Source organism: Enterobacter sp. BNK-14 (assembly GCF_047456095.1).
In the GTDB taxonomy this organism is placed as follows: Bacteria; Pseudomonadota; Gammaproteobacteria; order Enterobacterales; family Enterobacteriaceae; genus Enterobacter; species Enterobacter kobei.
In genome coordinates this window covers 4,463,793-4,487,995 of record NZ_CP179897.1, presented here as the reverse complement: position 1 = coordinate 4,487,995, position 24,203 = coordinate 4,463,793, and the positions used below count along the sequence as shown (strand labels likewise).

Annotated in this window: 20 protein-coding genes, 2 tRNA genes and 2 pseudogenes; 12 read left to right on the top strand and 12 right to left on the bottom strand. The window is 56.8% G+C overall.

The window, feature by feature from the left end; translation table 11 throughout:
• Positions 1-40: 40 nt before the first annotated feature.
• The 3 genes and pseudogenes from puuE to ACMGGM_RS21205 form a co-directional block, all read right to left on the bottom strand.
• Positions 41-939 (bottom strand): annotated as a pseudogene (gene puuE, locus ACMGGM_RS21215) (allantoinase PuuE).
• Positions 860-1,731: pseudogene (locus tag ACMGGM_RS21210) on the bottom strand (aspartate/glutamate racemase family protein); the annotation flags it as partial. The pseudogenes ACMGGM_RS21210 and puuE, both read right to left, overlap by 80 nt.
• On the bottom strand, positions 1,731-2,447 hold the full coding sequence (locus ACMGGM_RS21205) for a GntR family transcriptional regulator (protein WP_014883286.1): 717 nt from the start codon (positions 2,445-2,447) through the stop codon (positions 1,731-1,733). The gene ACMGGM_RS21205 and the pseudogene ACMGGM_RS21210, both read right to left, overlap by 1 nt.
• A 144-nt stretch (positions 2,448-2,591) precedes the next feature.
• Here ACMGGM_RS21205 and ACMGGM_RS21200 point away from each other — a divergent pair, with 144 nt between their 5' ends.
• Both ACMGGM_RS21200 and guaD read left to right on the top strand, forming a co-directional pair.
• Entirely contained in the window at positions 2,592-4,088 is a 1,497-nt protein-coding gene (locus ACMGGM_RS21200) for an NCS1 family nucleobase:cation symporter-1 (protein ID WP_414149078.1), read from the top strand.
• A gap of 107 nt (positions 4,089-4,195) precedes the next feature.
• A complete protein-coding gene (guaD, locus tag ACMGGM_RS21195; RefSeq protein ID WP_414149077.1) occupies positions 4,196-5,512 on the top strand; it encodes a guanine deaminase in 1,317 nt (438 codons plus the stop codon).
• Here guaD and uraH read toward each other — a convergent pair.
• Positions 5,492-5,815, bottom strand: coding sequence for a hydroxyisourate hydrolase (gene uraH / locus ACMGGM_RS21190; RefSeq protein ID WP_023332642.1), 324 nt, complete (start codon positions 5,813-5,815; stop codon positions 5,492-5,494). The genes guaD and uraH overlap by 21 nt on opposite strands.
• A complete protein-coding gene (gene uraD / locus ACMGGM_RS21185) occupies positions 5,812-6,312 on the bottom strand; it encodes a 2-oxo-4-hydroxy-4-carboxy-5-ureidoimidazoline decarboxylase (protein WP_414149076.1) in 501 nt (166 codons plus the stop codon). The genes uraH and uraD overlap by 4 nt, the downstream gene beginning before the upstream one ends.
• A gap of 240 nt (positions 6,313-6,552) precedes the next feature.
• Here uraD and hpxO point away from each other — a divergent pair, with 240 nt between their 5' ends.
• The 3 genes from hpxO to ACMGGM_RS21170 are packed head-to-tail and all read left to right on the top strand — an operon-like array spanning position 6,553 to position 9,704.
• Positions 6,553-7,707, top strand: a complete 1,155-nt coding sequence (gene hpxO, locus ACMGGM_RS21180) for an FAD-dependent urate hydroxylase HpxO (protein ID WP_023337051.1) — start codon at positions 6,553-6,555, stop codon at positions 7,705-7,707.
• Positions 7,708-7,722: 15 nt separating this feature from the next.
• Positions 7,723-8,757 carry a molybdenum cofactor-independent xanthine hydroxylase subunit HpxD gene (gene hpxD / locus ACMGGM_RS21175; protein ID WP_014883280.1) on the top strand — a complete coding sequence of 345 codons (1,035 nt, stop codon included), beginning with the start codon at positions 7,723-7,725 and terminating at the stop codon, positions 8,755-8,757.
• A gap of 11 nt (positions 8,758-8,768) precedes the next feature.
• Positions 8,769-9,704: a PDR/VanB family oxidoreductase gene (locus tag ACMGGM_RS21170; protein WP_414149075.1), complete on the top strand. Its 936-nt coding sequence runs from the start codon at positions 8,769-8,771 to the stop codon at positions 9,702-9,704.
• A gap of 132 nt (positions 9,705-9,836) precedes the next feature.
• Here ACMGGM_RS21170 and ACMGGM_RS21165 read toward each other — a convergent pair whose 3' ends face one another.
• Genes ACMGGM_RS21165 through ACMGGM_RS21150 form a run of 4 tightly spaced genes read right to left on the bottom strand, consistent with a single transcriptional unit; the run spans position 9,837 to position 14,754 of the window.
• Positions 9,837-10,412, bottom strand: a complete 576-nt coding sequence (locus tag ACMGGM_RS21165) for a DJ-1/PfpI family protein (RefSeq protein WP_414149074.1) — start codon at positions 10,410-10,412, stop codon at positions 9,837-9,839.
• Between the two features lie 22 nt (positions 10,413-10,434).
• On the bottom strand, positions 10,435-11,625 hold the full coding sequence (locus ACMGGM_RS21160) for a glycoside hydrolase family 88 protein (RefSeq protein WP_414149073.1): 1,191 nt from the start codon (positions 11,623-11,625) through the stop codon (positions 10,435-10,437).
• Positions 11,626-11,638: 13 nt separating this feature from the next.
• Complete coding sequence (locus ACMGGM_RS21155) at positions 11,639-12,919, bottom strand: oligosaccharide MFS transporter (protein WP_014883276.1); 1,281 nt, start codon at positions 12,917-12,919, stop codon at positions 11,639-11,641.
• Complete coding sequence (locus ACMGGM_RS21150; protein WP_063666683.1) at positions 12,916-14,754, bottom strand: DUF2264 domain-containing protein; 1,839 nt, start codon at positions 14,752-14,754, stop codon at positions 12,916-12,918. The genes ACMGGM_RS21155 and ACMGGM_RS21150 overlap by 4 nt, the downstream gene beginning before the upstream one ends.
• A 228-nt stretch (positions 14,755-14,982) precedes the next feature.
• On the opposite strand from ACMGGM_RS21150, the gene ACMGGM_RS21145 reads away from it, so the two are divergent.
• Positions 14,983-15,840, top strand: coding sequence for an AraC family transcriptional regulator (locus tag ACMGGM_RS21145; protein ID WP_032637038.1), 858 nt, complete (start codon positions 14,983-14,985; stop codon positions 15,838-15,840).
• A 54-nt stretch (positions 15,841-15,894) separates the two neighbouring features.
• Here the strand turns inward: ACMGGM_RS21145 and ACMGGM_RS21140 are convergent.
• Positions 15,895-15,982 (bottom strand) — tRNA-Ser (locus ACMGGM_RS21140).
• A gap of 278 nt (positions 15,983-16,260) precedes the next feature.
• On the opposite strand from ACMGGM_RS21140, the gene ACMGGM_RS21135 reads away from it, so the two are divergent.
• From ACMGGM_RS21135 to ACMGGM_RS21115, 5 genes are all read left to right on the top strand, one after another.
• Positions 16,261-17,397: a D-alanyl-lipoteichoic acid biosynthesis protein DltD gene (locus ACMGGM_RS21135; RefSeq protein WP_213783734.1), complete on the top strand. Its 1,137-nt coding sequence runs from the start codon at positions 16,261-16,263 to the stop codon at positions 17,395-17,397.
• A 128-nt stretch (positions 17,398-17,525) separates the two neighbouring features.
• Positions 17,526-18,644, top strand: a complete 1,119-nt coding sequence (locus ACMGGM_RS21130) for an MBOAT family O-acyltransferase (protein ID WP_414149179.1) — start codon at positions 17,526-17,528, stop codon at positions 18,642-18,644.
• Positions 18,641-20,074 (top strand): AMP-binding protein, encoded by a 1,434-nt coding sequence (locus tag ACMGGM_RS21125; RefSeq protein WP_048996928.1) that lies wholly within the window; start codon positions 18,641-18,643, stop codon positions 20,072-20,074. The genes ACMGGM_RS21130 and ACMGGM_RS21125 overlap by 4 nt, the downstream gene beginning before the upstream one ends.
• A gap of 16 nt (positions 20,075-20,090) precedes the next feature.
• Entirely contained in the window at positions 20,091-20,309 is a 219-nt protein-coding gene (locus tag ACMGGM_RS21120) for an acyl carrier protein (protein ID WP_014883269.1), read from the top strand.
• A gap of 154 nt (positions 20,310-20,463) precedes the next feature.
• Positions 20,464-21,300, top strand: a complete 837-nt coding sequence (locus ACMGGM_RS21115) for an alpha/beta fold hydrolase (protein ID WP_014883268.1) — start codon at positions 20,464-20,466, stop codon at positions 21,298-21,300.
• Positions 21,301-21,366: 66 nt separating this feature from the next.
• Here the strand turns inward: ACMGGM_RS21115 and ACMGGM_RS21110 are convergent.
• Together ACMGGM_RS21110 and ACMGGM_RS21105 are read right to left on the bottom strand one after the other, a co-directional pair.
• Positions 21,367-21,454 (bottom strand) — tRNA-Ser (locus ACMGGM_RS21110).
• A gap of 144 nt (positions 21,455-21,598) precedes the next feature.
• Complete coding sequence (locus ACMGGM_RS21105; RefSeq protein WP_023338218.1) at positions 21,599-23,227, bottom strand: ABC transporter substrate-binding protein; 1,629 nt, start codon at positions 23,225-23,227, stop codon at positions 21,599-21,601.
• A 269-nt stretch (positions 23,228-23,496) separates the two neighbouring features.
• Between ACMGGM_RS21105 and yccA the strand changes: the two genes are divergently transcribed.
• The gene (yccA, locus tag ACMGGM_RS21100; protein WP_013097244.1) at positions 23,497-24,156 is read left to right on the top strand and encodes an FtsH protease modulator YccA; all 660 of its coding nucleotides are present in this window, start codon (positions 23,497-23,499) and stop codon (positions 24,154-24,156) included.
• Positions 24,157-24,203: the final 47 nt, after the last annotated feature.

The window sequence follows — 24,203 nt, the reverse complement described above, 5'->3', positions numbered from 1 at the left end:
CGGGTAAGGCGCAGCCGCCACCAGGCAAAACATCGCACAATTATTTCAGAAACGGATGCACCTCCCGCCAGTGGTCGGCAATCTGCTGGCGGGTACAGACCCACACCTGCTCATGCTGCTGCACGTAATCCAGGAACCGCTGTAGCGCGCGAAAACGCCCCGGCCGCCCCAGCAGGCGGCAGTGCATGCCGATAGACATCATTTTCGGCGCGCGTTCCCCTCCTCGTACAGCACGTCAAAACTGTCCTTCAGATACGTATAAAACTGCTCGGCGGTGTTAAACCCCTGCGCGGTGGCAAAGCGCATATCGTTAGCATCCAGCGTATAGGGCACAATCAGGTGCGGTTTACGGGTCCCGTCGCTACAGGCCACTTCCGTCCAGAAGGGTAAGTCATCGCCATAGTAGTCGCTGTCGTAGTCGAAGCCGCCATGCTCCGCGACCAGCTGGCGCGTGTTGGGGCTATCGCGCCCGGTGTACCAGCCTGTGGGCGGTTTGCCAAACAGATCGGTCAGCACGTGCACCGCTTTATGCAGATGCTCGCGCTCCTGGGCGATGTTCATATGCTGATAGTGGATCCAGCGCCAGCCGTGGCTGACCACGTCATAATCCGCCGCTTTAATCGCTTCGACGATTTCCGGATGACGCGCCAGCGCCATCGCTACGCCAAAGACCGTCAGCGGCAGACCGCGTTTTTGAAATTCAGTGTGGATGCGCCAGAACCCGGCGCGGCTGCCGTATTCGTAGAGCGAGTCCATCGACATGTGCCTGTCCGGGTAGCTTGCGGCACCGATGATGTCCGACAGGAACTGCTCGGATCCGGCATCGCCGTGCAGAACGTGGTTTTCCGCTCCTTCCTCGTAATTGAGTACAAACTGCACGGCGATGCGCGCCTGATTCGGCCACCGCGCGTGCGGTGGGTTGCCTGCGTAACCGCGCAGATCACGCGGGTAATCCTGTTCAAAAGTCCCCATTGCCACCCCCAAAAATTAAAATGGATTCAGTGCCTGAAATTGTCCGCTTAACGCTTTATTTTCCGGGAAGGCCAGATCCCCGTGCTTGCTGGTCGACAGCCCCAGCGCCACCAGCGACTCCACCATCTTCACCGCCGCGCTGACGCCGTCGATAACCGGCACGCGCAGTTCGCGCGTCAGCTCCTGCGCCAGCGTCGCCATGCCGCCGCAGCCCAGCACGATGGCCCCGCAGCCATCCTCTTTCAGCGCCTGTATACAGCGCGCGCGCACCTTTTCCTGCGCCAGACCGCTGCCGTCTTCCAGCGCCAGCACCGGGAGATCGATGGCATGCAGCGCCGCGCAGTGGTCCTGAAAGCCATACTGATGCAGCAGATGGCGGGCGATAATCAACGTGCGCGGCAGCGTGGTGACCACCGAAAAGCGCGTCGCCACCAGCGTCGCCATATGCATGGCGGCTTCAGCAATCCCTACCACCGGCCCCTGGGCCAGCTCGCGCGCCGCCAGCAGACCCGGGTCGCCAAAGCAGGCAATAACGTGACCATCCACGCCCTGCTGTCTGCCGAGTTTGACCTGTTCGAGAACGCCCACGGCAGCAATGGCCTCGTCAAAGTGGCCTTCGATGGACGGCACGCCTGCGGTCGGGCAGACCGCGAGGATTTCCGTTCCCGGTGCAGCCACCGCACGGGCTGCCGCACCGATGGTTTCCGTCATGGCGAGGCTGGTGTTGGGGTTGATCACTTGTATACAGACAGACGACATTACGACTCCTTGTGGCCGGCAAACAGCCGGGCAAAATCAGGCAGACACTCGCCCGCCCGCTCGAAGCAGAGGCTGGCGACGATATGTTCAAAATGGTGCATTAAGGCCTCGCTGAGCGGCTGGAGCGCCTTCTGGCGCAGCAGATCCACCAGCTGTTCGTGATCGTTGCAGCGACAGCCCTGCCGCCACGGCGCGCCCCAGGTGGCAATCACCAGCGATGAACGCTGGCTCAGGCCGGTCACCATCTCCGTCAGCACCTGGTTGCCGGAGATGGCCTGTAGCTGAATGTGAAAATTGGCGGAGTGGCGTATCGCCGCCGGGCCGTCATAGGCCTCGTGCGCCTGCTGCTCCTGACGAATAATGGCCTCCAGTGCTGCCAGATGCGGCGGCTGGCAGTGGGCCAGCACGTCCGGCAGATTAGCGACCTCCAGCAGCGCGCGAGTGCGGAAGATGTGCCGCGCCTCTTCTACCGTCGGGCTGGCGACGTGTGCACCACGTTTGGGCGTTAAGGTGACCATTTGCACAGCGGCGAGTCGTTGCAGCACCTTTCGGATGCCGGTACGGCTCACGCCAAACACCTCGGCCAGCGCCTCTTCCGGCAATTTGCTCCCCGGCAGCAACTGATGTTCGACAATTGCGGTCATCAGCGCCTGAAAGATGGATTCGTCTTTGTCATGCAGGTCTGGCGCGGTCTGCAGGCCATTTACGTTGTTCATTCACCACTCCGTGCTTTACCTTTCGTTATCGAATCGTATACATAAAAATAAAATATTGCATACAAGATTTATTATTTTGGCCTGGATCCTGCAACACCGTTTGCACTCCCACTCAACGGGTTTTCATTCACAGGAGCAGGTTTCATGCCAAACAGTCAAAACGCGCAGCAGGGTACGGCCGCTGATTCCGGTGCGGTTTACAGCCCACGTCTTTGCAATGAGGATCTGGCACCCACGCGTGACCAGAAATGGAGCTGGTACAACATCTTTTCATTCTGGATGTCGGACGTTCACAGCATGGGGGGATATGTGGTCGCCGCGAGCTTCTTTACGCTCGGGCTGGCAAGCTGGCAGGTGTTACTCTGCCTGCTGGTGGGGATTTGTATTGTGCAACTGTGCGCCAACCTGGTCGCAAAACCGAGCCAGATGGCGGGCGTGCCCTATGCCGTGATCAGCCGTCAGGCGTTCGGCGTCTTTGGGGCGAACATTCCAGCGGTGATCCGCGGGCTTATCGCCTTTGCGTGGTATGGCATCCAGACCTACCTGGCCGCCAACGCCCTGATGCTGGTGGCACTGAAGTTCTGGCCGTCGCTCTCTTCACTCACCACCGGCGCGTTCCTCGGCCTGTCACATCTGGGCTGGATCTGCTTCGCCATCATGTGGGTATTGCAGGCGATGGTTTTCTGGCACGGGATGAGCGCCATCAAGCGCTTCATTGATATCGCCGGTCCGGCGGTCTACGTGGTGATGCTGGCCCTTGCGGGCTGGATTGTATACAAGACCGGTTTTGACGGGATCTCCTTTACCCTCGCCAGCAAATCCCTGACCGCGGGCGAGCAAACCTGGCAGATGATCACCGCGACCGCGCTGGTGGTCTCCTACTTCTCCGGCCCGCTGCTCAACTTTGGTGACTTCTCCCGCTACGGGAAAAGCATGGGGGAGATCCGCCGCGGTAACCGCTGGGGTCTGCCGTTTAACTTCCTGCTGTTCTCCATCGTCACCGTGGTGATTGTCTCCGGTACCCAGTCGCTGTTTGGCCGCATGATCACCGACCCGATTGAAACCGTCAGCCGTGTGGGTAACGATCTGGCCGTGGCGATTGGCCTGCTGACGATGATCACCGCCACCATCGGGATTAACATTGTGGCGAACTTTGTCTCGCCAGCCTTTGATTTCTCTAACTGCTCGCCGCAGAAGATCAGCTTCCGCACCGGGGGAATGATTGCTGCCGTCGGCTCGATCCTGCTCACCCCGTGGAACCTGTTCAACTCACCGGAGTTAATCCACTACACCCTGGACGTGCTCGGGGCGTTTATCGGCCCGCTGTTTGGCATACTGATTGCCGATTTCTACCTGATTAAACGCGGCAAGGTGTCGGTTGACGACCTGTTCGATGACACGCCAAAGGGCAAATACTGGTATCGCAACGGCTTTAACCCGAAAGCCATCGGCGCGCTGATCCCGTCCGTTGCCGTGGGCCTGGTGATTAGCTTTATCCCGGCCCTGCATGAGGTGGCGAACTTCAGCTGGTTCATCGGCGTCTTCCTCGGCGGCGTGACCTACCGCTGGCTGGCGCGGGAAGATCGCGAGACAGCAGGCGCGACGACGTTCAGCTCCCGCGTGGCAACGCAAAAAGAGTAACCCTTCCCTCCTCCTCTGGCCGCAGCGTAACTGCGGCCCGTTCATTCTGGCACTGTTCTTGCTGCGCTTTCTCACCCCGCTACGCAAACACGAAGGCAGGAACCATGATGGAATACCAGACTGCGATACGCGGTACATTTTTTGACATTACCCAGGTCTGCGACAGCGCAGACACCATTGCCGAACACGCGCGCTACCTTGAGGACGGGCTGCTGTTTATACAGAACGGAAAAATTCTGGCGCACATGCCCTGGCAGGAGGGCGAGCAGTATCTTGACCCCCACAAGGGCTACACCGACCTGCGCGGCAAGCTGCTGCTGCCCGGTTTTATCGATACCCATGTGCATTATCCGCAAACGGAGATGATCGGCGCCTTTGGCGAGCAGCTGCTGGAGTGGCTGACCACCTATACCTTCCCGGTGGAGAGCCAGTTTGCCGATGAAGCCTACGCGAAAGAGATCGCCGAATTTTTCATTAACCAGCTGGTGAGCAATGGCACCACCACCGCGCTGGTGTTCTGCACGCTGCATCCGGAATCGGTCGAGGGGCTGTTTACTGAGGCGCTTCGCCTCAACATGCGCCTTATCGCCGGGAAGGTGATGATGGACAGACACGCGCCGGACTACCTGAGCGAGGACGCGAAACAGAGCTACCGGCAGACGCGCGAGCTGATCCAGCGCTGGCATCACCGGGGGCGGCTGGGCTATGCCATTACGCCACGCTTTGCTCCGACGTCATCTCCCGAGTTGCTCGCCGCGGTCAGCCTGCTGAGAGAGGAGTTTCCGGATACCTGGCTGCAAACCCATCTGAGCGAAAACCCAAACGAAGTGGCCTGGGTGAGCGACCTCTGGCCGGAGCATGAACGCTATCTGGACGTGTATCACCACTACGGCCTGACCGGCGAGCGCAGCGTGTTTGCCCACGCCATCCACCTGCACCACAGCGAGTGGCAATGCCTGCATGACACCGGTTCGGCGGTGGCGTTTTGCCCCACCTCGAACCTGTTTCTCGGTAGCGGGCTGTTTCGCCTGCCCGCCTGCTGGCAGCACAGAGTGCGGATGGGCATCGGCACTGACGTGGGTGCGGGCACCACCTTCAGCATGCTGCGTACCCTGGGGGAAGCGTACAAGGTGGGTCAGCTCCAGAGCTACCGTCTCCGCGCCAGCGAGGCGTTTTACCACGCCACGCTGGGCGGCGCGCACGCCCTCCGGCTTGACGAGAAGATTGGCAACTTCACGCCCGGCAAAGAGGCGGATTTCGTCGTCATCGACCCGGACATAACGCCGCTGCAGCGCCTGCGCAATCGCCGCTGCCAGGACATTTACGAGCAGCTCTTTGTGCTGATGACCCTGGGCGATGAGCGCAACATCAGCGAAACCTGGGTCAACGGCGTGCAGGTGTGGTCAGCTGCCCCGGTAGGTTGACCAGCCGCCGGGCGCAATCACAAACGGCAGATGGAAATGCTCGTCTGCCGATTCTCCCGTCACAAACTCAATCTGCGCGCAGGGATAGATCGTCTCGCGGCCTGTGTCGCTAAACCACTTACCGATTTCGGCCACCAGCCGGTAGCGGCCTTTTGCCAGGTTCGGGACGAATTCTGTGATGCGCCCACTGGCGTTCGTGACGCCAGTCGCCATGATCTCCCCGTCCCGCTCAAGATGAACCGTCACGCCCTCGGCGGGTTTCCCCGTTGAAATATCGAGAATATGGGTGCTGAGTGTGCTCATTCGCTAATGACTCCTTCCAGCCGCAGCAGCGTAATTTCCCGCAGCTGTTCCAGCGCGGTCAATACTTCCTGCGTATCGTTGTTTTCCAGCCGCGCGTTCAGCGCCTGTAAGATCTCTTCTCCGCTGCGGCCCTTCGCGCGGATAAGAAAGACCCGTCCGAAACGGGCTTCATAGCGGGCGTTTCCTTCCCGTAACGCCTGCGTCAGGGCAGCATCGCGGTCATTCACCGCGCCCTGTTCCTGCCGCGACAGTGCTGCCTCCGCCTGGGAACCCGCTGGCTTTTCCCCGATACGCGGATGGGCGCTCAGGGCTTGCGTTAACGCCGTCTCATCCCAGCATTGCGTCAGCGCCAGTGCTTTACTGAACACGTCTTCCCGGCGGGAGTAGGGCCGCCCGCGTACCAGGGCTTCAGCCCAGCCGGAGATCGCCACGCAGGGGTGGAGCCGCGCGAGAGCCTCTTTCTCAGGAAGCCGATTAAAGTCGTGCAGTGCGATCATAGTATCTCCTTGATTATCCTCTTTCAGGTCATTGCACAAACCACGCCACTCCTTTGCCTGAGCGTGAAACAGTTGATTCCGTATAGCTCAACTGGAAATTTTTGATTCAAAAAAAGGCAAGCTCACCACGTCTGCGCACCTTAGCAGTGCAAACCTGCCCTTCACAACGCCGTTTTCACCCCTTTGCAGCCTGGTACGCAAATTGCTGAATGGCTTTACACCCTGCAAAAGGAGAGAAGCATGAAAGCAATCGTTATTGGTGCGGGAATTGGCGGCCTGAGCGCCGCTGTTGCGCTGAAGAAAGCGGGCATCGACTGTACCGTGTTTGAAGCCGTCAAAGCGATCAAGCCCGTCGGGGCGGCCATCTCCATCTGGCCTAACGGCGTGAAATGCATGCAGCACCTCGGCATGGGCGACATCATCGAGACGTACGGCGGGCCGATGCGTTTTATGGCCTACAAAGATTACCGGCGCGGCGATACCCTGACCCGCTTTAGCCTCGCGCCGCTGGTCGAGCGCACCGGCGGGCGTCCCTGCCCCGTCTCGCGCGCGGAACTTCAGCGCGAAATGCTGGACTTCTGGGGGCGCGATAACGTGCAGTTTGGCAAGCGCGTCGAACGTGTGCGGGAAGATGACGCGGGCGTGAGCGTCACCTTCACCGATGGCACCGCGGCAACCGGGGATTTTCTGATTGCCGCCGACGGCAGCCACTCGGCGGTTCGTCCGTATGTGCTGGGGTATACGCCGGAGCGCCGCTACGCCGGTTACGTGAACTGGAACGGGCTGGTGAAGATTGATGAAGAGATTGCCCCGGCGCACCAGTGGACCACCTTCGTTGGTGAGGGCAAACGCGTATCGCTGATGCCCGTCTCCGGCGGACGCTTCTACTTCTTCTTTGACGTGCCGCTCCCTGCGGGTCTGGCAGAAGATCGCACCACCCTGCGTGCCGATCTCACGGGCTACTTCCGCGGCTGGGCGCCGCCGGTGCAAAAGCTTATCGCCGCGCTCGATCCTGACACCACTAACCGGATTGAAATCCACGACATCGAACCGTTCGATACCCTGGTGCGCGGCAACGTCGCGCTGCTCGGCGATGCCGGGCACAGCACCACGCCGGATATCGGCCAGGGCGGCTGTGCAGCGATGGAAGATGCCGTGGTGCTGGGCGAATGCCTGCGAGAGAACCACAACATTACGCTGGCGCTGCGACAGTACGAAGCGCTGCGCTGCGACCGGGTGCGTGACCTGGTGCTGAAGGCGCGCAAACGCTGCGACGTCACCCACGGCAAAGACATGACGTTGACGCAGGCCTGGTATCAGGAGCTGAAAGAGGAGACCGGGGAGCGCATCATCAACGGTCTGTGCGAGACCATTCAGGGCGGCCCGTTAGGCTGAACAAGAGGGACAACGATGAAAAGAGAACCGACTCCACCCGCCCACTGCACCTTTGAGCCAGAGGACTGGCTGCGCCTGGCGAAATGCTGGCATCCGGTTGCACGCGCCTGCGACATCGGCCCGGCACCGGTTAAAGCAACCCTGCTGGATGAACAGCTGGTCATTTACCGGATTAACGACCAGGTCGTGGTCGCCCGGGATGTCTGTCCGCACCGTGGCGTGCCGCTGACGCTGGGCTTTCACGATGAGCACGGCATTATTTGTCCGTACCACGGCTTACGCTTCGGAGAGGACGGGCGCTGCAACCGTATCCCGTCCAGCCCCGACCAGCCCGTTCCGGCGAAGCTGAACCTGATTAACTACGCCGTGGAGGAGCGCTTTGGCCTGATCTGGACCTGTCTGGCCTTTGACCCGGACAATCCGGTACCGCTGCCCGCCATGCCGCACTGGGATGACGACGGATTCCAGCAGATTAACTGCCCGGCGTTCGAGGTGAATGGCTTCGCCGGTCGCCAGGTGGAAGGATTTCTGGACGTGGCGCACTTTGCCTGGATCCACACCGATACCTTTGCCGATCCCAATAATCAACTGGTTCCCACCTATCAGCCGCAGGAGACGCCGTTCGGTTTCGTGGCCGATTACTGGAGTTCCGTGAGCAACTATCCCGCCAGTTCAGATGTCCAGGCTCCGGAGGGCTTCCAGTGGCTGCGTCATTTTGAAATGCATCTGCCGTTTACCGCCACGCTGACGATCCATTTCCCGGGGGAATCCCGACTGGTGATTATGAACGCCGCGTCGCCGGTATCATCGCGGGTGACCCGGATGTTCGCCCCTATCGCGCGCAACTTCGATCTGCATATTCCGGTGGAAGATGTGCATGCCTTCAATCTGCGCATTTTTGAAGAAGACCGTCTGATGGTCGAAACCCAGCGCCCGGAAAGCCTGCCGCTGGATCTGACGCTCGAAGCCCATATCCCGGCGGATAAAAGCTCGATTGCCTACCGTCGGGGACTGAAAAAGATGGGATTCGGCGAATTTTTCCTGGTATGACGGAGGCCAATATGTTGAGCGTTATCGTTGATGGGCTGTGGCGTGAGGGGGATAAAAGCCTCGCCGTCAGGCTGGTGGCGGAAAACGGCGCCGCGCTACCGGCGTGGCAGCCCGGCGCGCATATTGATGTGCACCTGCCCTGCGGCCTGGTGCGCCAGTATTCCCTGACCGGAGCCTGTGAGGACGAGGGGTATCTTATCTGCGTGGGGCGCGAAACCGCCTCGCGCGGCGGGTCGCGCTACGTTCACGAGACGCTGCGGCCTGGACAGAAACTCACGATCTCCACCCCACGCAATCTGTTCCCGCTCGTTCAGGCAGAGCGGGTTTTACTCCTGGCTGCGGGCATTGGCATTACGCCGCTGTTTGCGATGGCCCTGCAGCTGAAGGCGGCCGGAACGCCGTTTACGCTACATTATTACGTTAAAAATCGCGAAAGCGCGGCGTTTGTTCGGGAACTCTCAAAGTACGGTGAGTGCATCATTCATACCCTCAGCCCCCGCTCAGCGCTGGCAGAACATCTCCCCATACCGGAAGCGGGACTGCATGCCTGGGTGTGCGGACCTGCGGGTTTTATGGAGAAAGTCCGCAATGTGGCAACGACGAAGGGATGGGATAACGCCCACATTCACAGCGAGGCGTTTCAGCCTGCTGCGCCTGCCGCTGGTCATGAAACCGGCGAGATCTTTACCGTTAAACTGGCCTCCACCGGGGAGCGCTGGCCGGTGCCTGCGGATAAGACCATTGCCCAGGTCTTACAGGCAAACGGCGTAGACGTACCGCTGTCCTGTGAAATGGGGATCTGCGGCGCCTGCCTGACGCCGGTGATTGACGGCGTGGTGGATCACCGGGACAGCGTGCAGTCGGAGGCGGAAAAAAGCGCAACAAACCAGCAGGTGGCGCTGTGCTGCTCGCGGAGCCATTCTGGGGAGCTGGTGATTGGGCTGTAAAACGACATCAACATTTTAGCGGCCCTTCTTGCCGGGTGGCGCTGTGCTTACCCGGCCTACAATTCGTAACAATATCAATACATTGCACTATTCATTGTAGGCCCGTGCAAGCGTAGCGCCGCCGGGCGAAACTCACACATCGCCTTTACCCTGCCACGCGTACTCAATATGGCTGGCCTGCTCGCGCGCCAGGGCATCATCGCCCTTTAATCGCGCCGCCAGGGTAAAGGCGAAATCAAATACGTTACCCAGGCCGCGACCGCTCAGCAGATTGCCGTCTTCCACCACCTCGGCATCGACGTACCTGCCCTCGCTGACTGTTTTCCACAGATCGCCGGAACAGACGTAGCGGCGCCCCTTCAGCAGCCCGTTACCGCCCAGCACACGGGCGGCGGCGGAACAAATCGGGCAGATATATTTGCCCATTTCATCGTGGCGGCGGACGAAGGCGATGACCTCCGCGCTTTTCGCCAGGTTAACGCTGCCCTCCGGGCCGCCCGGTAACACTACGGCGTCAAAGGTGCAATCGAAACTGGCCTTCAGGGTGCTGTCCGCCACCATTGAGATGGCGTGATAGCTCACCACTTCGCGGCTCTCGCCGCAGGCAATCGTCTGCACCGTAATATTCAGGCGACGCAGGATATCAATGGTGACGATCGCTTCCCCCTCTTCAAAACCGGGGGCCAATAGCACGGCTACGCTTTTCATTTTGCTCTCCATGGCTTCCGGGTTACCAGTACGGGTGCCAAATCTGTCGCAGCCGCGCCAGCAGCTCGAGATAGAAATAGTCTCCCCAGCTACAGCACTGATCGACCCCCTTGCCGCTGCCCATATGATAAACCGAGTGTTGCAGCAGCCCTTCGGTCGGATCGTCGTCGTGGGCAAGGTAGTTATCGGTCAGCGACAGCGCAATACGCAGCGCCATCTCTTCGTAATACGCACGGTTTGCGTCGAGCGTCGGCAGCGCCTTGACCAGCTCCAGCAGACCGCAAGCGGCAATCGCCGCCGCTGAACTGTCGCGCACGGCGTCAGTACCGAGCAGCGCCAGATCCCAGTGGCACACATCATCTTCCGGCAAACGGTTGAGGAAGTAATGTGCCAGGCTGCGTGACAGCTCAACCATCTGCTTATCGCCGGTGTGCTGATAGCTGAGCAGGAAGCCGTAAATGCCCCATGCCTGCCCGCGCGACCAGCACGAGGTGTCGCTGTAGCCCTGATGGGTATTACCAAAGCGCGGCTCACCCGTCTGGACATCCATATAGTATGTGTGATACGTCGAGGCATCTTCCCGCACGATATAGTTCGCAGCCTGTCCGGCGTGAGCCGCCGCCGCTTGTGCATAGCGCGGATCCCCGGTCTGTTCGCTGGCCCAGTACAGCAGCGGCAGGTTCATGTTGCAGTCGATGATCATTCGCCCCTGCTGCTCCGGGTCGTTTAAATCACCCCATGCCTGGATAATCCTGGCCGTTGGGTTAAAACGCTCCATCAGGCGCTCGGCTGCCAGCAGCGCCGACCGGCGAGCGGCTTCGTTGCCGGTGAGGCGCCAGGCGCTGATGCAGGAGAGCGAATAGAGAAAACCAAGATCGTGCGTTGCCGTGTCGATACGCTGCTCAATACGCCGGGCGAACGACGGTAAATAGCGCTCGGCGGCGTCACGATAATGCGCTTTGCCCGTCATCTCCCACGCCAGCCACAGCTGGCCTGGCCAAAAACTGGTGGTCCATTCCACGTTATCGGTGCGCGGCCAGACGCCCTTCTCACAGGCTTCGCCGGGGAATTTATCGCCGAAGGCAACAATATTTTTGTCGAGCTTGCGCGTTACGCGGGTTAACGCCGCTTCCAGCTTCTGGCTCAGGGCCAGGCGATCGACCTGATGCAGTTCGATCGGCCGCAGCGCTTCGGTGATAACAGATTTGGTCATAACAACTCCTGAATTAATGTTTGGCCGGTTCAACCGGGGCGGAATCTAATGCCGGAGCAAAGGGGCGTGAGACATCGCACTTAGACTGGCAGCGCGACAGCGTAAAGGCGGAAATCAGCGTAAATATCAGGGCGCAGCAGCCCATCAGCAGATAGGTATGCTCAAAGCCTATCCTGTCGTACAGATAGCCAGCAGGTGGGGCGACCACAATCGACCCCACGTAAATCATCGCCTGGTAGCCCAGCAGGTACATCGTGGCGTTAACCCGACGATGGAAATGTTCGGCGATGTATTTGAAGACCGAGATCAGCAGCAGCGCGATCTCGACGCCATAAAACGGTTTGATGATAGAGATCACTATCGGGTCACTGGTGAGTCCGGAGGCGATCAGCCGAGCCCCTACCACGCAGCCGCAGAACACCAGGCCGCGCTTGGCGCCGTAGTGATTCACCAGCCACGGGATACACATCATCATCAGGAATTCCATACCCGACTGGACGGTGCTCAGGTAGCCGTACCAGGCATTTCCCTGCTCTTTGGTGGCGAAGAATGATACGAAGTAGCGCGGGAATTGCTGTTCGGCGATAAACATCATCCACGCCACCCCGGCGACGTAGAGGCTGAACATCCAGAATTTGCGGTTTTTCAGGAGCATCAGCACATCGGCGAAGACAATCTTATTGGCGGAAATAACGCTGTTATTACGCAGCTGCTCATCGCCGATTTTGAGGCTAATCAGCACCAGCAGCATCAGTACCGAGGTACCGCTGCTGAGCAGAAAGTTGGCCAGCGGCGTGACGTTAAACAACAGCCCGGAGACCGAAGCCGCCATCGCCCAGCCCAGCGAACCCCACATTCTGATGCGGCCAAACTCCAGCCCGTACAGACGGCTAAAGCGGTCTGCGTAAGATTCAGATGCCGCCACGCCAGCGTACCAGCCCAGGCTCAGATACAGCGCGCCGATGATAATCCCGGCCATCGCATGGCTTTCCAGCAGCGGCTGGTACACCAGCGCAAAAAACGGTGCCATCAGCGCAGAAATGGCGCAGACAAAATAGAGCAGCCACTTGCTCATGCCGATTTTGTCCATGATGTAGCCATACACCGGCTTCAGGACAACCGCGAAGACGCCATTGATGGCGAACACGCTGCCGATAGTGATGCTATCGAGGCCCACTTTCTGGCTCAGCCACAAGGCGTACAGGCCAAAGCTGGATGACCAGGTGAAGAAGTAGAGAAAAATAAAGGTACTCATTTTGTACTGTGCGGCGCGTACGGACGATGATGTGCTCATAGCGATGTCTCCGGGGCCAGAACGAGCGTCGTTTCTTGTCGTGCCATCACGAAGCGTACCGCGTCATCGCTTATGAAGGCCTGCGGGCAGTGTTGCGGATCGAAGCCTGCGGCATTTCCCGCCCACACCGCGCTTATCAGCAAATGCGTGCCGGGGTCGAGTTCACCGCGCAGCAGCGGCACTGCCGCGCGCTCGGCAAACAACAGATTACTGTTTGGCGGCGTCACCACCGTTTCGCCGCGGCGGGCGTGCGGATGTAAACAGAAAATGGCTGAGGCATCCTGGGCATTGCGTAACCAGCAGGCGCTTTCCATCTCCTGCGCCTGCGGCTGTGGGCGGTTCGCGAGGCTAAAGCCCCCTTCCGCGCAATCCAGCTCGCGTTGAGTATTGATACGATGGACGCGCAGTTGCCAGTCGCCCAGCGCCAGCAGCCAGCTCTCAATCACCACGTCGCGCCACGGCAGCCAGCGGCTGTATATGGTACCGTCGGCGGTGACCACGTGCTGGCATTCACGGCGGCCACGCCAGTAGTTATCTTTTTCGGCCAGCAGCAGCATCGAATCGGGTGCGGCATGGTTCAGGCCGTAGCGCCCGCGTTCGAGGGTGAAGCCAAAGCGGGTGGAATAGGCAAATTTGCAGTATTTTGCTTCGGTATTCACGAAGTTGTTCAGCTCCAGCTGGCCGGACGTCAGCATCCACAGGTGATCGGCCTGATGCACCACCACCTGATCCGCGTGGGCTATCGTGTGCTGCGCGGGCAATGGCGGCAGCGGCAGCTCGGCCGCCTGCCAGAAAGCGTCGCCCTCATCTAATGCCAGTACCAGCAGGGTCTTCAGGCCCCAGTACGGTGAACCGGGCGCGTTGTAGTCTTCCGCCATCGCCAGATTCGGGTAGCTGTAGCCGACGCTCAGTATGCCGTCGCGGTCGAATATCGGCTGCTTCAGCCACCAGCGCAGATGGCGCAGCACGATGCCCTTAATTACGCCCGGCGAAAAGACCTCCAGCCCGGCGAAAGCCGCCGCACTCCAGAACGCCGCCTCGGCAAAGCGGTAGGTCAGGCTACGGCCAAACGGGATCGCCGAGCCGTCTTCGGCAAAGAAATGAATGAAGTCAGAGGAGAAACGCGCGGCGCGATCGCGCAGGGTTGCACACCGCGTTGGATCAACATCGGCCATTAGCTTCGCGTAAATCAGGCCATAGAAATGGAAGCCCATCGAGATGTAATAGTCGCGCGGCCGGCCCGGTCCATCGGAGTACCAGCCATCTCCAAGATAGTAGTGCTCCATGGCAGCGAAATGCTTTTCCAGCGCCTGCGGATGGGTCGGCATGCCACAATAATGGAAGCCAACCTGCACTAGAATCGGAAAGAAGTGCCAGTTGTTATCGGGGATATCCTGGGTCTCGCACTGCTTTAGCCAGCGCCATAGATTCTCTTTCTCCGTCTCAGTGAAATGTGCCAGTACGGTTTCGCCCGCCAGCGCCAGCAGTAACCCGTAAGCCGCCATTTCGACGATTCGCTGATCGAAAGGACCGACATCGCCCCAGTAATCAGCATGCTGCGGATTGGTGCCGTTTTTTATCGCCTGTAAATAGAAAGAGAAGTGTTGCGGCTCGCTGCCGCCAGCCAACAATGGCGTGATGCCCCACAGCAGACGGGAAAAGGTTTCCATGCTCGCGACCTGCTGGCCGTAGTGAGCGGTAAAGTTCGCTAAATCAATGCGGCTGGCGTCTTTTTTAAAATAAGGCGTCACCGCGTTCAGCATATCGTTAACCAGCCGCAGTACCTCATCACGGCTCGTCAGTGGGTTATCCAGATGAATATTTTCAGGTTGCACAGGGTCCTCCCGCATAACACGAGGGTAGAGATAAGTTATTGTTATTTGGCTTTTTAAAGCCACAAGTGCGACGTCTGAATGAAGAGTAACCGCTTTTATTCCCGGTGCTGAGTGAGCAGACTCACAAAATTAAACCGGCATTTCATTTTTGCTGGATTTTGTCGATCGAGAGAGGGATAAATTACAAATGATGGTCTAAAAATTTAAATCTGTTGTCCTGGAGGGAAAATGGGTGAAACGCAACTGCTGGAACGCATTACGCTCGATCGGCAGGCCATTTCATTTAACCGCATGTACACCACCAGCGCGGTTTACTACCACTGGCATCAGTGCGTTGAATTGCTCTATATTTCCAGCGGTTATGGCATCGTGGTGGTGGACAATCAGCACTACACCGCCCGTCCGGGGCGTTTATTTGTCTTCCCGCCCTTCCGTTTGCACAAAGTGCAGGTCGATCATAGCGATAAGAACCCCTATCACCGCACCACCATGCACATTGCGCAATCGGTCGTCGAAAGCGCGCTCAGCACCTTTCCGCGCCATCAGGCCCGCTTCGCCTCGCTGGCCGCCAGCAATCTCCCGGCACAAATTTACGATCTCAGCACGCACGCGGCGTTTATTGAGAGAATACTTGAACAGTTTCAGCGCCTGGAGGACAACGCGCAGACCGAGGCCTGCGAGGTGGCATTTCTGGTGATGCAGCTCATGACATGTCTGCCCGAGCAGCCGCAGCCCTACCCGCCGCGCCAGCAGACCGTCGCCTCGCGGATAATGAGCTGGGTCGAAGCCCACTATGCCAGCAAGTTTTCGCTCGATCGGTTAGCGCACGACCTGGGGCTCTCGCGAAGCTATACCTCACGCATTTTCCGCCAGCAGACCGGCGGTAGCATCCACGAATATTTGCTGACCCGGCGGATTAAAAGCAGCTGCGATCTGTTACGGTACAGCGATGAGCCTGTTGACGCCATTGCACTGGCAGTGGGGTTTAGCGAGGTGACCTATTTCATTACCTGCTTTAAAAAGATGATGCGTCAGACGCCGCTGCAGTATCGACGGAGTAACTCCGGCACCAGAATTCCCGGTTAAGGCGGTTTTAACAAACAAAAAACCCAGGTCGCATAACGACCTGGGTTTCGAATTTGGCGGAAGCGTAGAGATTCGAACTCTAGAACCCTTTCGGGTCGCCGGTTTTCAAGACCGGTGCCTTCAACCGCTCGGCCACGCTTCCAAAGTGAGGCGCACTATAAACATCTATTAGCGCCTTGTAAAGCAGGAATTTTTCTATTTCTACGCCCTGGCGTTTAACTGCGCAAAAAATCGCTCATTCCCCGATCCCCGCGTCGCTCTCTCCCACTTGTACATACCGTTACACGGCAACGCTCATCCTTCTAAATCGCTCTGGTATAGAATGCCCCAAAATAGACGGCCATTTGTTGTGTAATTGTTATAAAGCCGGTTATTAACGGATTTTAGAAAATTGCCGCCATGTAGTCTTACTGGTTAATGATGAAAATCAAAAATACGTTTTGCTTACATATCCTGATGGCAGCCCTGGCCATTTTATTCCTCAGCATTCACCCGCTGGTGACCAGCTTTGATCCGCCGCTTAAATTCCAGCCGCTGATCAAATCCATGGCGGGCACACCGAAAGAACAAGCGGAAAAAATTGCCACCATTTCCCATGCCCTGGAGGGGAATGCCATTTTCTTCATTGGTGCCTCTGAAGTTGCCACCTCCGAAGATGAACATTACGCGGTCTATCATTATTTTAATCAGCAATTACACCAACCCGTCGTGGCGTATGGCGATGCGTTTGTCGATGATGAAACACAATTTTTACTGTTTTCACGTTTTAAAAATAGCCTTAACGCAAACAGTAAAGTGGTTTTATTGTTGGCACCTGACAGCTTTTACTCAAAAGGTCTGCCACCCGCTATCTATGCGGATAATTTTCCAGGCTCTGTTTTTGATCCCCTGATGAAGGATCCGCAGGCACGTCCGATCCTCATGAATTATTTAAAACATATTGATGCTAAAGAGATAAGCCATTTAACCTTTGGGCAAATGCGTGTCTTCGGCTGGCACCCCGATCTGATTTGGGATGAGATCGGTTTCCAGTTCGCTAATTTTTGTACCCTGATAAAAAACGACTGGCTGTCGCTGCTCAATATCAGGCCTGAGACGGCGCAACCCTGGCCGCAACAGCCAACCACCCACATGACTCCGGACTGGAATAAAGAGCTGGCGAATGCCCGTGAATTAAATAAAGTTCGCCAGCAAAGCGCGGCGACCCTGTGGATGGACAAAACGATTTACGAAGAGGACGGTAAGCCGCAGCAGTGGGATGACACGCCGGTGGTGCCCGGCCAATTCGCTGCGTTCAGGAAAACCGTCCAGATGCTGAAGGCACATCACGTGCAGGTCATTGCTATCGTCGACCCGGTTAACCCGTGGGCGCTTTACCATACCGACACTTTCCGCCCGTACGATAAGCAAATTCAATCCATTCTGAAAGAGAACCATATCCCTTATTTAGATATGTACGCTATGCCTTATCAGAATGGCTGGAACTGGGACCGACTGCACCCGACTGAACTGGCCTGGGTGCCTATGCTTCGCTTTATTGCACAGAGTTTTAAATAATGAAAATCGCGATCCGTCTGTTTTTCCTTTATCTCCTGCTTGGGATCACCATCGTCGCGTGGACCGCTGTCGATGACAGCATGAGTATGCAACTGCATTTTGAATATCAGAAATTCTGAGGCCGAATGATGTACAGCTCAGGACTGTTTTTTGTCTGTTTATTTTCATCGGCACTGGTATTTGCGCTGATTAATCGCCTGCTGCGCCATCGCCTGACCTGGTTATCGTCCTTGGCCGTCCTGACAGCATTGGGCTGGGGCTATATTTTTCAGGGCGATTATCGTATTCCGGCGATCGTATTTGGCTGTTTTTATCTTTTCGCCGCGTTAAAAGAAAAAGGATGGTTAAAAACCTGGCAGGCGATCGTGTTAACGCTGCTGCCCCTGTTTTTGGTGAAATTACATTTTAATCACCATCTCGGCATGATCGGTCTCTCTTTTATGACCTTTCGCGCGGTGGATGTGCTGTTGTATCGCAGTAAAAAAGAGGGCCAGAATATTCTGCACTATTTCTGCTACCTCTTTATGCCCTTTATTATTCTGGCCGGGCCGATGTACCGCTGGCGGACATGGATGAGCGATGTGAATAAACCCGCATTCACCCTTAACCGTGAACAATGTTTAACAGCGTTAGAGCTGATCGTCACCGGTATCATCCAGAAGTTCCTGTTTGCCATGCTGATCGATTCGCTTGTGGTGCAGCCCTGGAGCCATAAGCCATTCTCGCTGACCGTCGGCGTGGTGATGTCGATTGCTTACAGCGCCTATCTGTACTTTGATTTTGCAGGTTACAGCAATATGGCCATCGGTGCCGGGCGCTTATTCGGGCTGAATATTCCGGCAAACTTCAATATGCCGCTGCTTGCAAAGAACCCTCAGGACTTCTGGCGGCGCTTCCACATCAGCCTGTCTGAATGGCTGCGCGATGTGGTGTTTATGCCCGTCTATATGAACCTGATGAAGTTCAACTTTTTCCGTCAGAACAAAACGCTGGCGCAAAATATCGGTATTTTTTGCACCCTGTTCTGCATGGGGGCATGGAATGGCCTGGAACGCCATTATGTCATCAGCGGCGCGCTGTTTGGCGCCATTTCTGTCGCACACAACATGCTGCTATGGTCAGCCAAACGCAGCCCGGGATTACACCGCGGTTTGCAGTATCCGGCAGTGGCGTTTTTGGGGCGAATTCTGACGCTGGGCAGCGCCGCAGGATCCCTTTACATCTTTAGTGGAATGTCTCCTCTATGAAAAATCACACCGATCTGCAGGAACTGCAGGATTTCTTACGTGCGGCATTGCGCGATCCCGCCTCCCCGCAGCAGCTGGCCATCACTGGTAGCGACGAAACCCTCAGCTGGCTACAGCTTTCAGCCGCCGTGATGGACTGGGCGGAACGCTATCAACGCTGCAAGCCCATCGAAGGCACACCGGTCGTATTATATGGTCATCAGCAGGCCGAGTTCGCCGTGGCGATTTATAGCTGCCTGTTGCACAACATTCCGTACATCCCGGTGGATTGCATCTACCCGCAGGAGCGGCTCCGGGAGATTTGTAGCCTGGCCAGTGTCCCTTACTATTACGACGTGGCAACCCGGCAGTTTATTGCCACCGGTGAAGCGGGCAAGGTCCTGGAAGAGCAGGATCTGGCCTATATCATGTTTACCTCAGGCAGCACCGGCAAACCGAAAGGCGTGCAGATTGGACGCGAGAGCGTCTGGCACTTCATGAAATGGGTCAGCCAGGATTTTTCCCTACCGGCAAAACCGGTGCTGATGAACCACGCGGTGTTCAGCTTTGACCTCTCCCTGATCCCTTTGCTGGCGAACCTGGCGATGGGCGGACACATCGTGCTCAACGCCAAAGAGGATATTCAGAAAGAGAACTGGCTGGCGCGACTCAAAAGCAACGCGGTCTCCGCCTGGGTGTCCACGCCCTCTTTTGCCTACCAGCAGCTGCTGTCCCCGCAGTTTAACAGCGAGTATTTGCCTGAACTCGGCGTCTTTATCTTCATTGGTGAAGTGCTCAATAAAGCGCTGGTTAAACAGCTGCGCCGCCGTTTCCCGCAGGCCAAAATCATCAACTCCTATGGCCCAACGGAAGCGACCATCGCGACGACGGTGGTTGAAATTACGGATGAGATCCTTAACCAGGACAGCGCCGTGCTGCCGGTGGGGGTCATGATGCCGGAGAGCAGAATGGACATTTCCGCCGAGGGCGAGCTGATTATCTGGGGTAAAAACGTCATGCGCGGCTACCTCGGCCTGCCGCAGGAGAACGCGGCAAAATTACTGCATCGGGAAGATGACGCGTGTCGCGGCTACCGGACCGGCGATCTGGGTTATGCAGCGGGGATGATCTATTGCCAGGGTCGCAACGATAGTCAGGTCAAACTGAATGGCTACCGTATTGAAATCAACGAGATCGAAAACCGTCTGCTGGCCATGTCCGGCATTAATGAAGCGGTAGTGATGCCGCTGATGAAACCCTGCGGCAGCGTGCTGCGTATTGCCGCGTTCTGCGTGACGGAAATGGCACCGGATACGATCAAAACCTCGCTGTCGAAAGTGGTTCCCCACTATATGGTGCCTTCACAAATTATCGTAAAAGACGCGTTGCCGCTGAACCCTAACGGCAAAATTGACCGCAAATTGCTGGACGCTTACGCCCGCACTCATTAATTATCCAGGAAACATAATGGAAAACGAAATTCTCGCCCTGTTCGAAAAAGTATTATCCCGTAAAGTGGGCTTTCACGATGAGCTGATTGAATCTGATATTCTCGACTCTATTCTGGCAGTCGATATGGTGCTGGAAGTGCAGGACGTTTACGGCTGTATGATCCCGCCAACTGACGTAGCGACGGTGTTGAAGACCCCGGCAGATCTCGCCCGCTATATTGAAGGGAACCGCTAAGCCCCGCTGTATGACCCCGCCCTGGGGGCTCTGGCGCGCCGCACCAGAGCCCTGAATGCAAAATGAATACCTTTCACGGGAATGAAACCCACCGCTGATATGATTTCTCCTACACTTTAGGGGTCGTGTTGTTTTTAACAGAGGAGTCTGCGGTATGGCATTCGTAACAACGAAAGACGGCGTCAACATTTATTACAAAGACTGGGGTCCGAAAGAAGCTCAACCCATTGTTTTCCATCACGGCTGGCCATTGAGTGCCGATGACTGGGATAACCAGATGCTCTTCTTCCTTGCAGAGGGCTATCGCGTTATCGCTATCGATCGTCGTGGTCATGGACGTTCGGATCAGGTCAGTGAAGGTCACGATATGGATCATTATGCGGCCGACGCGTCGGCCGTGGTTGAAAGCCTGGATCTGCACAATGCCGTGCATGTCGGTCACTCTACCGGCGGCGGCCAGGTCGCCCGCTATGTAGCGAAATACGGCCAGCCGCAGGGGCGCGTCGCCAAAGCGGTGCTCGTCAGCGCCGTTCCCCCGCTGATGGTCAAAACAGAGAATAACCCCGGCGGGACACCCATCGAGGTGTTTGACGGCTTCCGTAGTGCGCTGGCAGCCAATCGCGCGCAGTTTTACCTCGACGTAGCCAGCGGCCCTTTTTACGGTTTTAACCGGGATGGCGCGGAGGTTTCACAGGGTACGATTCAGAACTGGTGGCGTCAGGGAATGATTGGCAGTGCCAAAGCGCACTATGAGGGGATTAAGGCGTTTTCAGAGACTGACCAGACGGAGGACTTAAAAGCCATCACGGTTCCCGTTCTGGTAATGCAGGGCGATGACGATCAGGTCGTACCGTATAAGAATGCCGCCCTTCTGCAGGACAAGCTGCTGGCGAACAGCGTGCTGAAAATTTATCCAGGCTTCCCGCACGGGATGCACACCACGCATGCGGAGACCATCAACGCGGACATTCTGGCGTTTATCCGTTCATAAACGTCAGGTTTTAAATTCACGCCAAAAGAAAAACCCCAGCTTAACGAGTAAGCTGGGGTTTATATCTGGCGGAAGCGCAGAGATTCGAACTCTGGAACCCTTTCGGGTCGCCGGTTTTCAAGACCGGTGCCTTCAACCGCTCGGCCACACTTCCTAAGTGAGGCGAACTATAAACACCTCACCGCGTGCTGTAAAGAGTGGCTGCAATCGTTCGCTGTAAAAATAGCCAAAACGCGTTTAATCGGTTGAACTGACGACATATCGGCGATTTTAACAGCATAACATTCAGCCCGCCCTCTTAGTGCTTTTTGATGTACATATCTTTTGTGAAATAGTACCCGAGCTTATCCGGTGTGAATCCTCCTACCCACGGTTTGACCAGGTGGGTACGAACGTAGTGATAAACCGGAATGGCTGGCACATCACGGCCAAGCAGATCCTCCGCCTGCTGGTAGAACTTACCCCGTTCCCCGGCTGTTTTCGCTTTCGCGGCGTTGATCAGGGCCTGGTCGTACTCCGGATTGCTGTACTGGCTGGTATTTTCGCTGTCGCCGGTACGGAAGTTGTTCAGGAAGGTTGCTGCATCGTCGTAGTCCGCAATCCATGCGTAACGCACCGCGTCAAAGTTGTGGGTATGCATGGTATCCAGCATGGTTTTCCACTCCTGATTTTGCAGCTTCGCGTCCACGCCGAGGTTTTTCTTCCACATGGAGCTGGCGGCAATCGCGATACGCTGGTGCGATTCAGAGGTGTTATAGAGCAGGTTGAAGCGCAGAGGATGGCTTTCGTTATACCCCGCTTCGCTGAGCAGTTTTTTCGCCTCCGCGATGCGCTTGTCCAGCGGCCAGCTGGCGTAATCCGGGTTCTGCAGCTTGACCCCACCGATGTCCGGCTGGCTAATCAGCCACGCCGGACGCTGCCCCTGCCCTAACACTTTCCCGGCAATGATGTCTTTATCCAGCGCCATATTCAGCGCCTTACGCACGCGCGCGTCGTTGAACGGCGGGCGCGTGGTGTTGAACTCGTAGTAATAGGTCGCGAGCTGCGGTGAAACGTCCAGCTCGCTGCCAAGGGTTTTCTTCAGCTGGGCAAACTGGTTAATGGGGACCGTGTAGACAATATCAATTTCACCCGCTTTATAGCGGTTCACATCTGAAGCTTCAGAGGTGATGGGCAAATACGTCACTTTGTTGATAACGGTATGCGCATTATCCCAGTAGCGCGCGTTACGCTCCGCCACAATGCGTTCGTTGACCACCCACTGAGAAAGTTTATACGCCCCGCTGCTGACGAAATGCTCCGGCTTGGTCCACTTATCGCCAAAACGCCCAATCAGCACTTTGTCCACCGGTACCAGCGACGGGTGCGCAAGCATCGCAAGGAAAGCCGCGTTTGGCTGCGTGAGCGTCACTTCCAGGGTGGTGTCGTTAATCGCTTTTACCCCCAGCGTATCGGGGGCTTTTTTCCCCTGGGCGATATCGGCCGCGTTGGCAATATGCATGTTACCCGGATAGCTGGCATACGGTGACGCCGTTTTAGGATCGATCAGGCGCTGCCAGCTCCAGACCACATCTTCTGCGGTAATCGCTGTCCCGTCGCTCCAGGTGATGCCCGGCCGCAAATGGAACGTCCAGACGGTATTGTCTTTGTTCTCCCACTTTTCCGCCAGCCGGGGCTGAATTTCACCCGTCGGGGAGACGCTCACCAGACCTTCGAATAAATCGCTGATAATATTGAATTCGACATCGCTTTCGACTTTATGCGGATCGAGCGAAGCCGGTTCACTGCCATTATTTCTGACCAGTTCCTGTTTCTCTGCCAGCGCGGTTCCTGCCGGGACGTTGGCCGCCCAGGATGCCGTACTGGCGCACAGAATCCCGGCGGTAAGTAAAGAGAGTGTAAAGCGCGTGCGTGTTTGTGGTTTCATGTTCTTCGCCTTATTGTCTGTTTTATGACGATCCGGAGATAACTCTTAGCGCCCTAAGGGTAATAACGCAATATTTTTCAGTAACCTATAAGAGGTTGATCTGGTAAATTTTCTCAAACCGCTGTTCATTCTGGTGAAATGCATTTCTGCAGAAGAAATAACCATCTCCTTCGCTAACGTGCTGAGTAAAGATGGGTAAAACCACTTTGAGACTGGCTCGCCGTTTCCTATTCTTTCCGCTAATTACATCTGTCATAAGAGAGTGACTCATGGATCGTATTATTACTTCTTCACGCGACCGCACATCGCTACTCAGTACCCACAAGGTGCTGCGCAATACCTATTTCATGCTCAGCCTGACGCTGGCGTTTTCGGCGATCACTGCCACCGCCAGCACCGTGCTGATGCTGCCGTCTCCGGGGCTGATCCTGACGCTGGTGGGGATGTATGGGCTGATGTTCCTGACCTACAAAACCGCGGATAAACCGGTCGGTATTCTGTCCGCGTTCGCCTTCACCGGCTTCCTGGGCTATATCCTGGGGCCAATTCTGAACGCGTATCTGTCTGCCGGTATGGGCGACGTGATTGGCATGGCGCTGGGCGGTACCGCGCTGGTGTTCTTCTGCTGCTCGGCCTACGTGCTGACCACCCGTAAGGACATGTCCTTCCTCGGCGGTATGCTGATGGCGGGTATCGTGGTGGTGCTGATTGGTATGGTGGCTAACATCTTCCTGCAGCTGCCTGCCCTGCATCTGGCGATTAGCGCGGTGTTTATCCTGCTGTCATCTGGCGCGATCCTGTATGAAACCAGCAACATCATTCACGGCGGTGAGACGAACTACATTCGCGCCACCGTGAGCCTGTATGTATCGCTGTACAACATCTTCGTCAGCCTGCTGAGCATTCTGGGCTTCGCCAGCCGGGATTAATCTGCATCACTGATACGAAAAAAGAGAATGCCCATGGCATTCTCTTT

What these genes read in the sequence shown, in the direction of transcription:
- ACMGGM_RS21145 (WP_032637038.1), top strand. Translation starts at nt 14,983, where the DNA reads ATGGGTGAAACGCAACTGCTGGAACGCATTACGCTCGATCGGCAGGCC.
- guaD (WP_414149077.1), top strand. Translation starts at nt 4,196, where the DNA reads ATGGAATACCAGACTGCGATACGCGGTACATTTTTTGACATTACCCAG.
- yccA (WP_013097244.1), top strand. Translation starts at nt 23,497, where the DNA reads ATGGATCGTATTATTACTTCTTCACGCGACCGCACATCGCTACTCAGT.
- ACMGGM_RS21205 (WP_014883286.1), bottom strand. Translation starts at nt 2,447, where the DNA reads ATGAACAACGTAAATGGCCTGCAGACCGCGCCAGACCTGCATGACAAA.
- ACMGGM_RS21125 (WP_048996928.1), top strand. Translation starts at nt 18,641, where the DNA reads ATGAAAAATCACACCGATCTGCAGGAACTGCAGGATTTCTTACGTGCG.
- ACMGGM_RS21115 (WP_014883268.1), top strand. Translation starts at nt 20,464, where the DNA reads ATGGCATTCGTAACAACGAAAGACGGCGTCAACATTTATTACAAAGAC.
- ACMGGM_RS21105 (WP_023338218.1), bottom strand. Translation starts at nt 23,227, where the DNA reads ATGAAACCACAAACACGCACGCGCTTTACACTCTCTTTACTTACCGCC.
- ACMGGM_RS21160 (WP_414149073.1), bottom strand. Translation starts at nt 11,625, where the DNA reads ATGACCAAATCTGTTATCACCGAAGCGCTGCGGCCGATCGAACTGCAT.
- ACMGGM_RS21120 (WP_014883269.1), top strand. Translation starts at nt 20,091, where the DNA reads ATGGAAAACGAAATTCTCGCCCTGTTCGAAAAAGTATTATCCCGTAAA.
- ACMGGM_RS21170 (WP_414149075.1), top strand. Translation starts at nt 8,769, where the DNA reads ATGTTGAGCGTTATCGTTGATGGGCTGTGGCGTGAGGGGGATAAAAGC.
- ACMGGM_RS21135 (WP_213783734.1), top strand. Translation starts at nt 16,261, where the DNA reads ATGAAAATCAAAAATACGTTTTGCTTACATATCCTGATGGCAGCCCTG.
- uraH (WP_023332642.1), bottom strand. Translation starts at nt 5,815, where the DNA reads ATGAGCACACTCAGCACCCATATTCTCGATATTTCAACGGGGAAACCC.
- ACMGGM_RS21155 (WP_014883276.1), bottom strand. Translation starts at nt 12,919, where the DNA reads ATGAGCACATCATCGTCCGTACGCGCCGCACAGTACAAAATGAGTACC.
- uraD (WP_414149076.1), bottom strand. Translation starts at nt 6,312, where the DNA reads ATGATCGCACTGCACGACTTTAATCGGCTTCCTGAGAAAGAGGCTCTC.
- hpxD (WP_014883280.1), top strand. Translation starts at nt 7,723, where the DNA reads ATGAAAAGAGAACCGACTCCACCCGCCCACTGCACCTTTGAGCCAGAG.
- ACMGGM_RS21200 (WP_414149078.1), top strand. Translation starts at nt 2,592, where the DNA reads ATGCCAAACAGTCAAAACGCGCAGCAGGGTACGGCCGCTGATTCCGGT.
- ACMGGM_RS21165 (WP_414149074.1), bottom strand. Translation starts at nt 10,412, where the DNA reads ATGAAAAGCGTAGCCGTGCTATTGGCCCCCGGTTTTGAAGAGGGGGAA.
- hpxO (WP_023337051.1), top strand. Translation starts at nt 6,553, where the DNA reads ATGAAAGCAATCGTTATTGGTGCGGGAATTGGCGGCCTGAGCGCCGCT.
- ACMGGM_RS21130 (WP_414149179.1), top strand. Translation starts at nt 17,526, where the DNA reads ATGTACAGCTCAGGACTGTTTTTTGTCTGTTTATTTTCATCGGCACTG.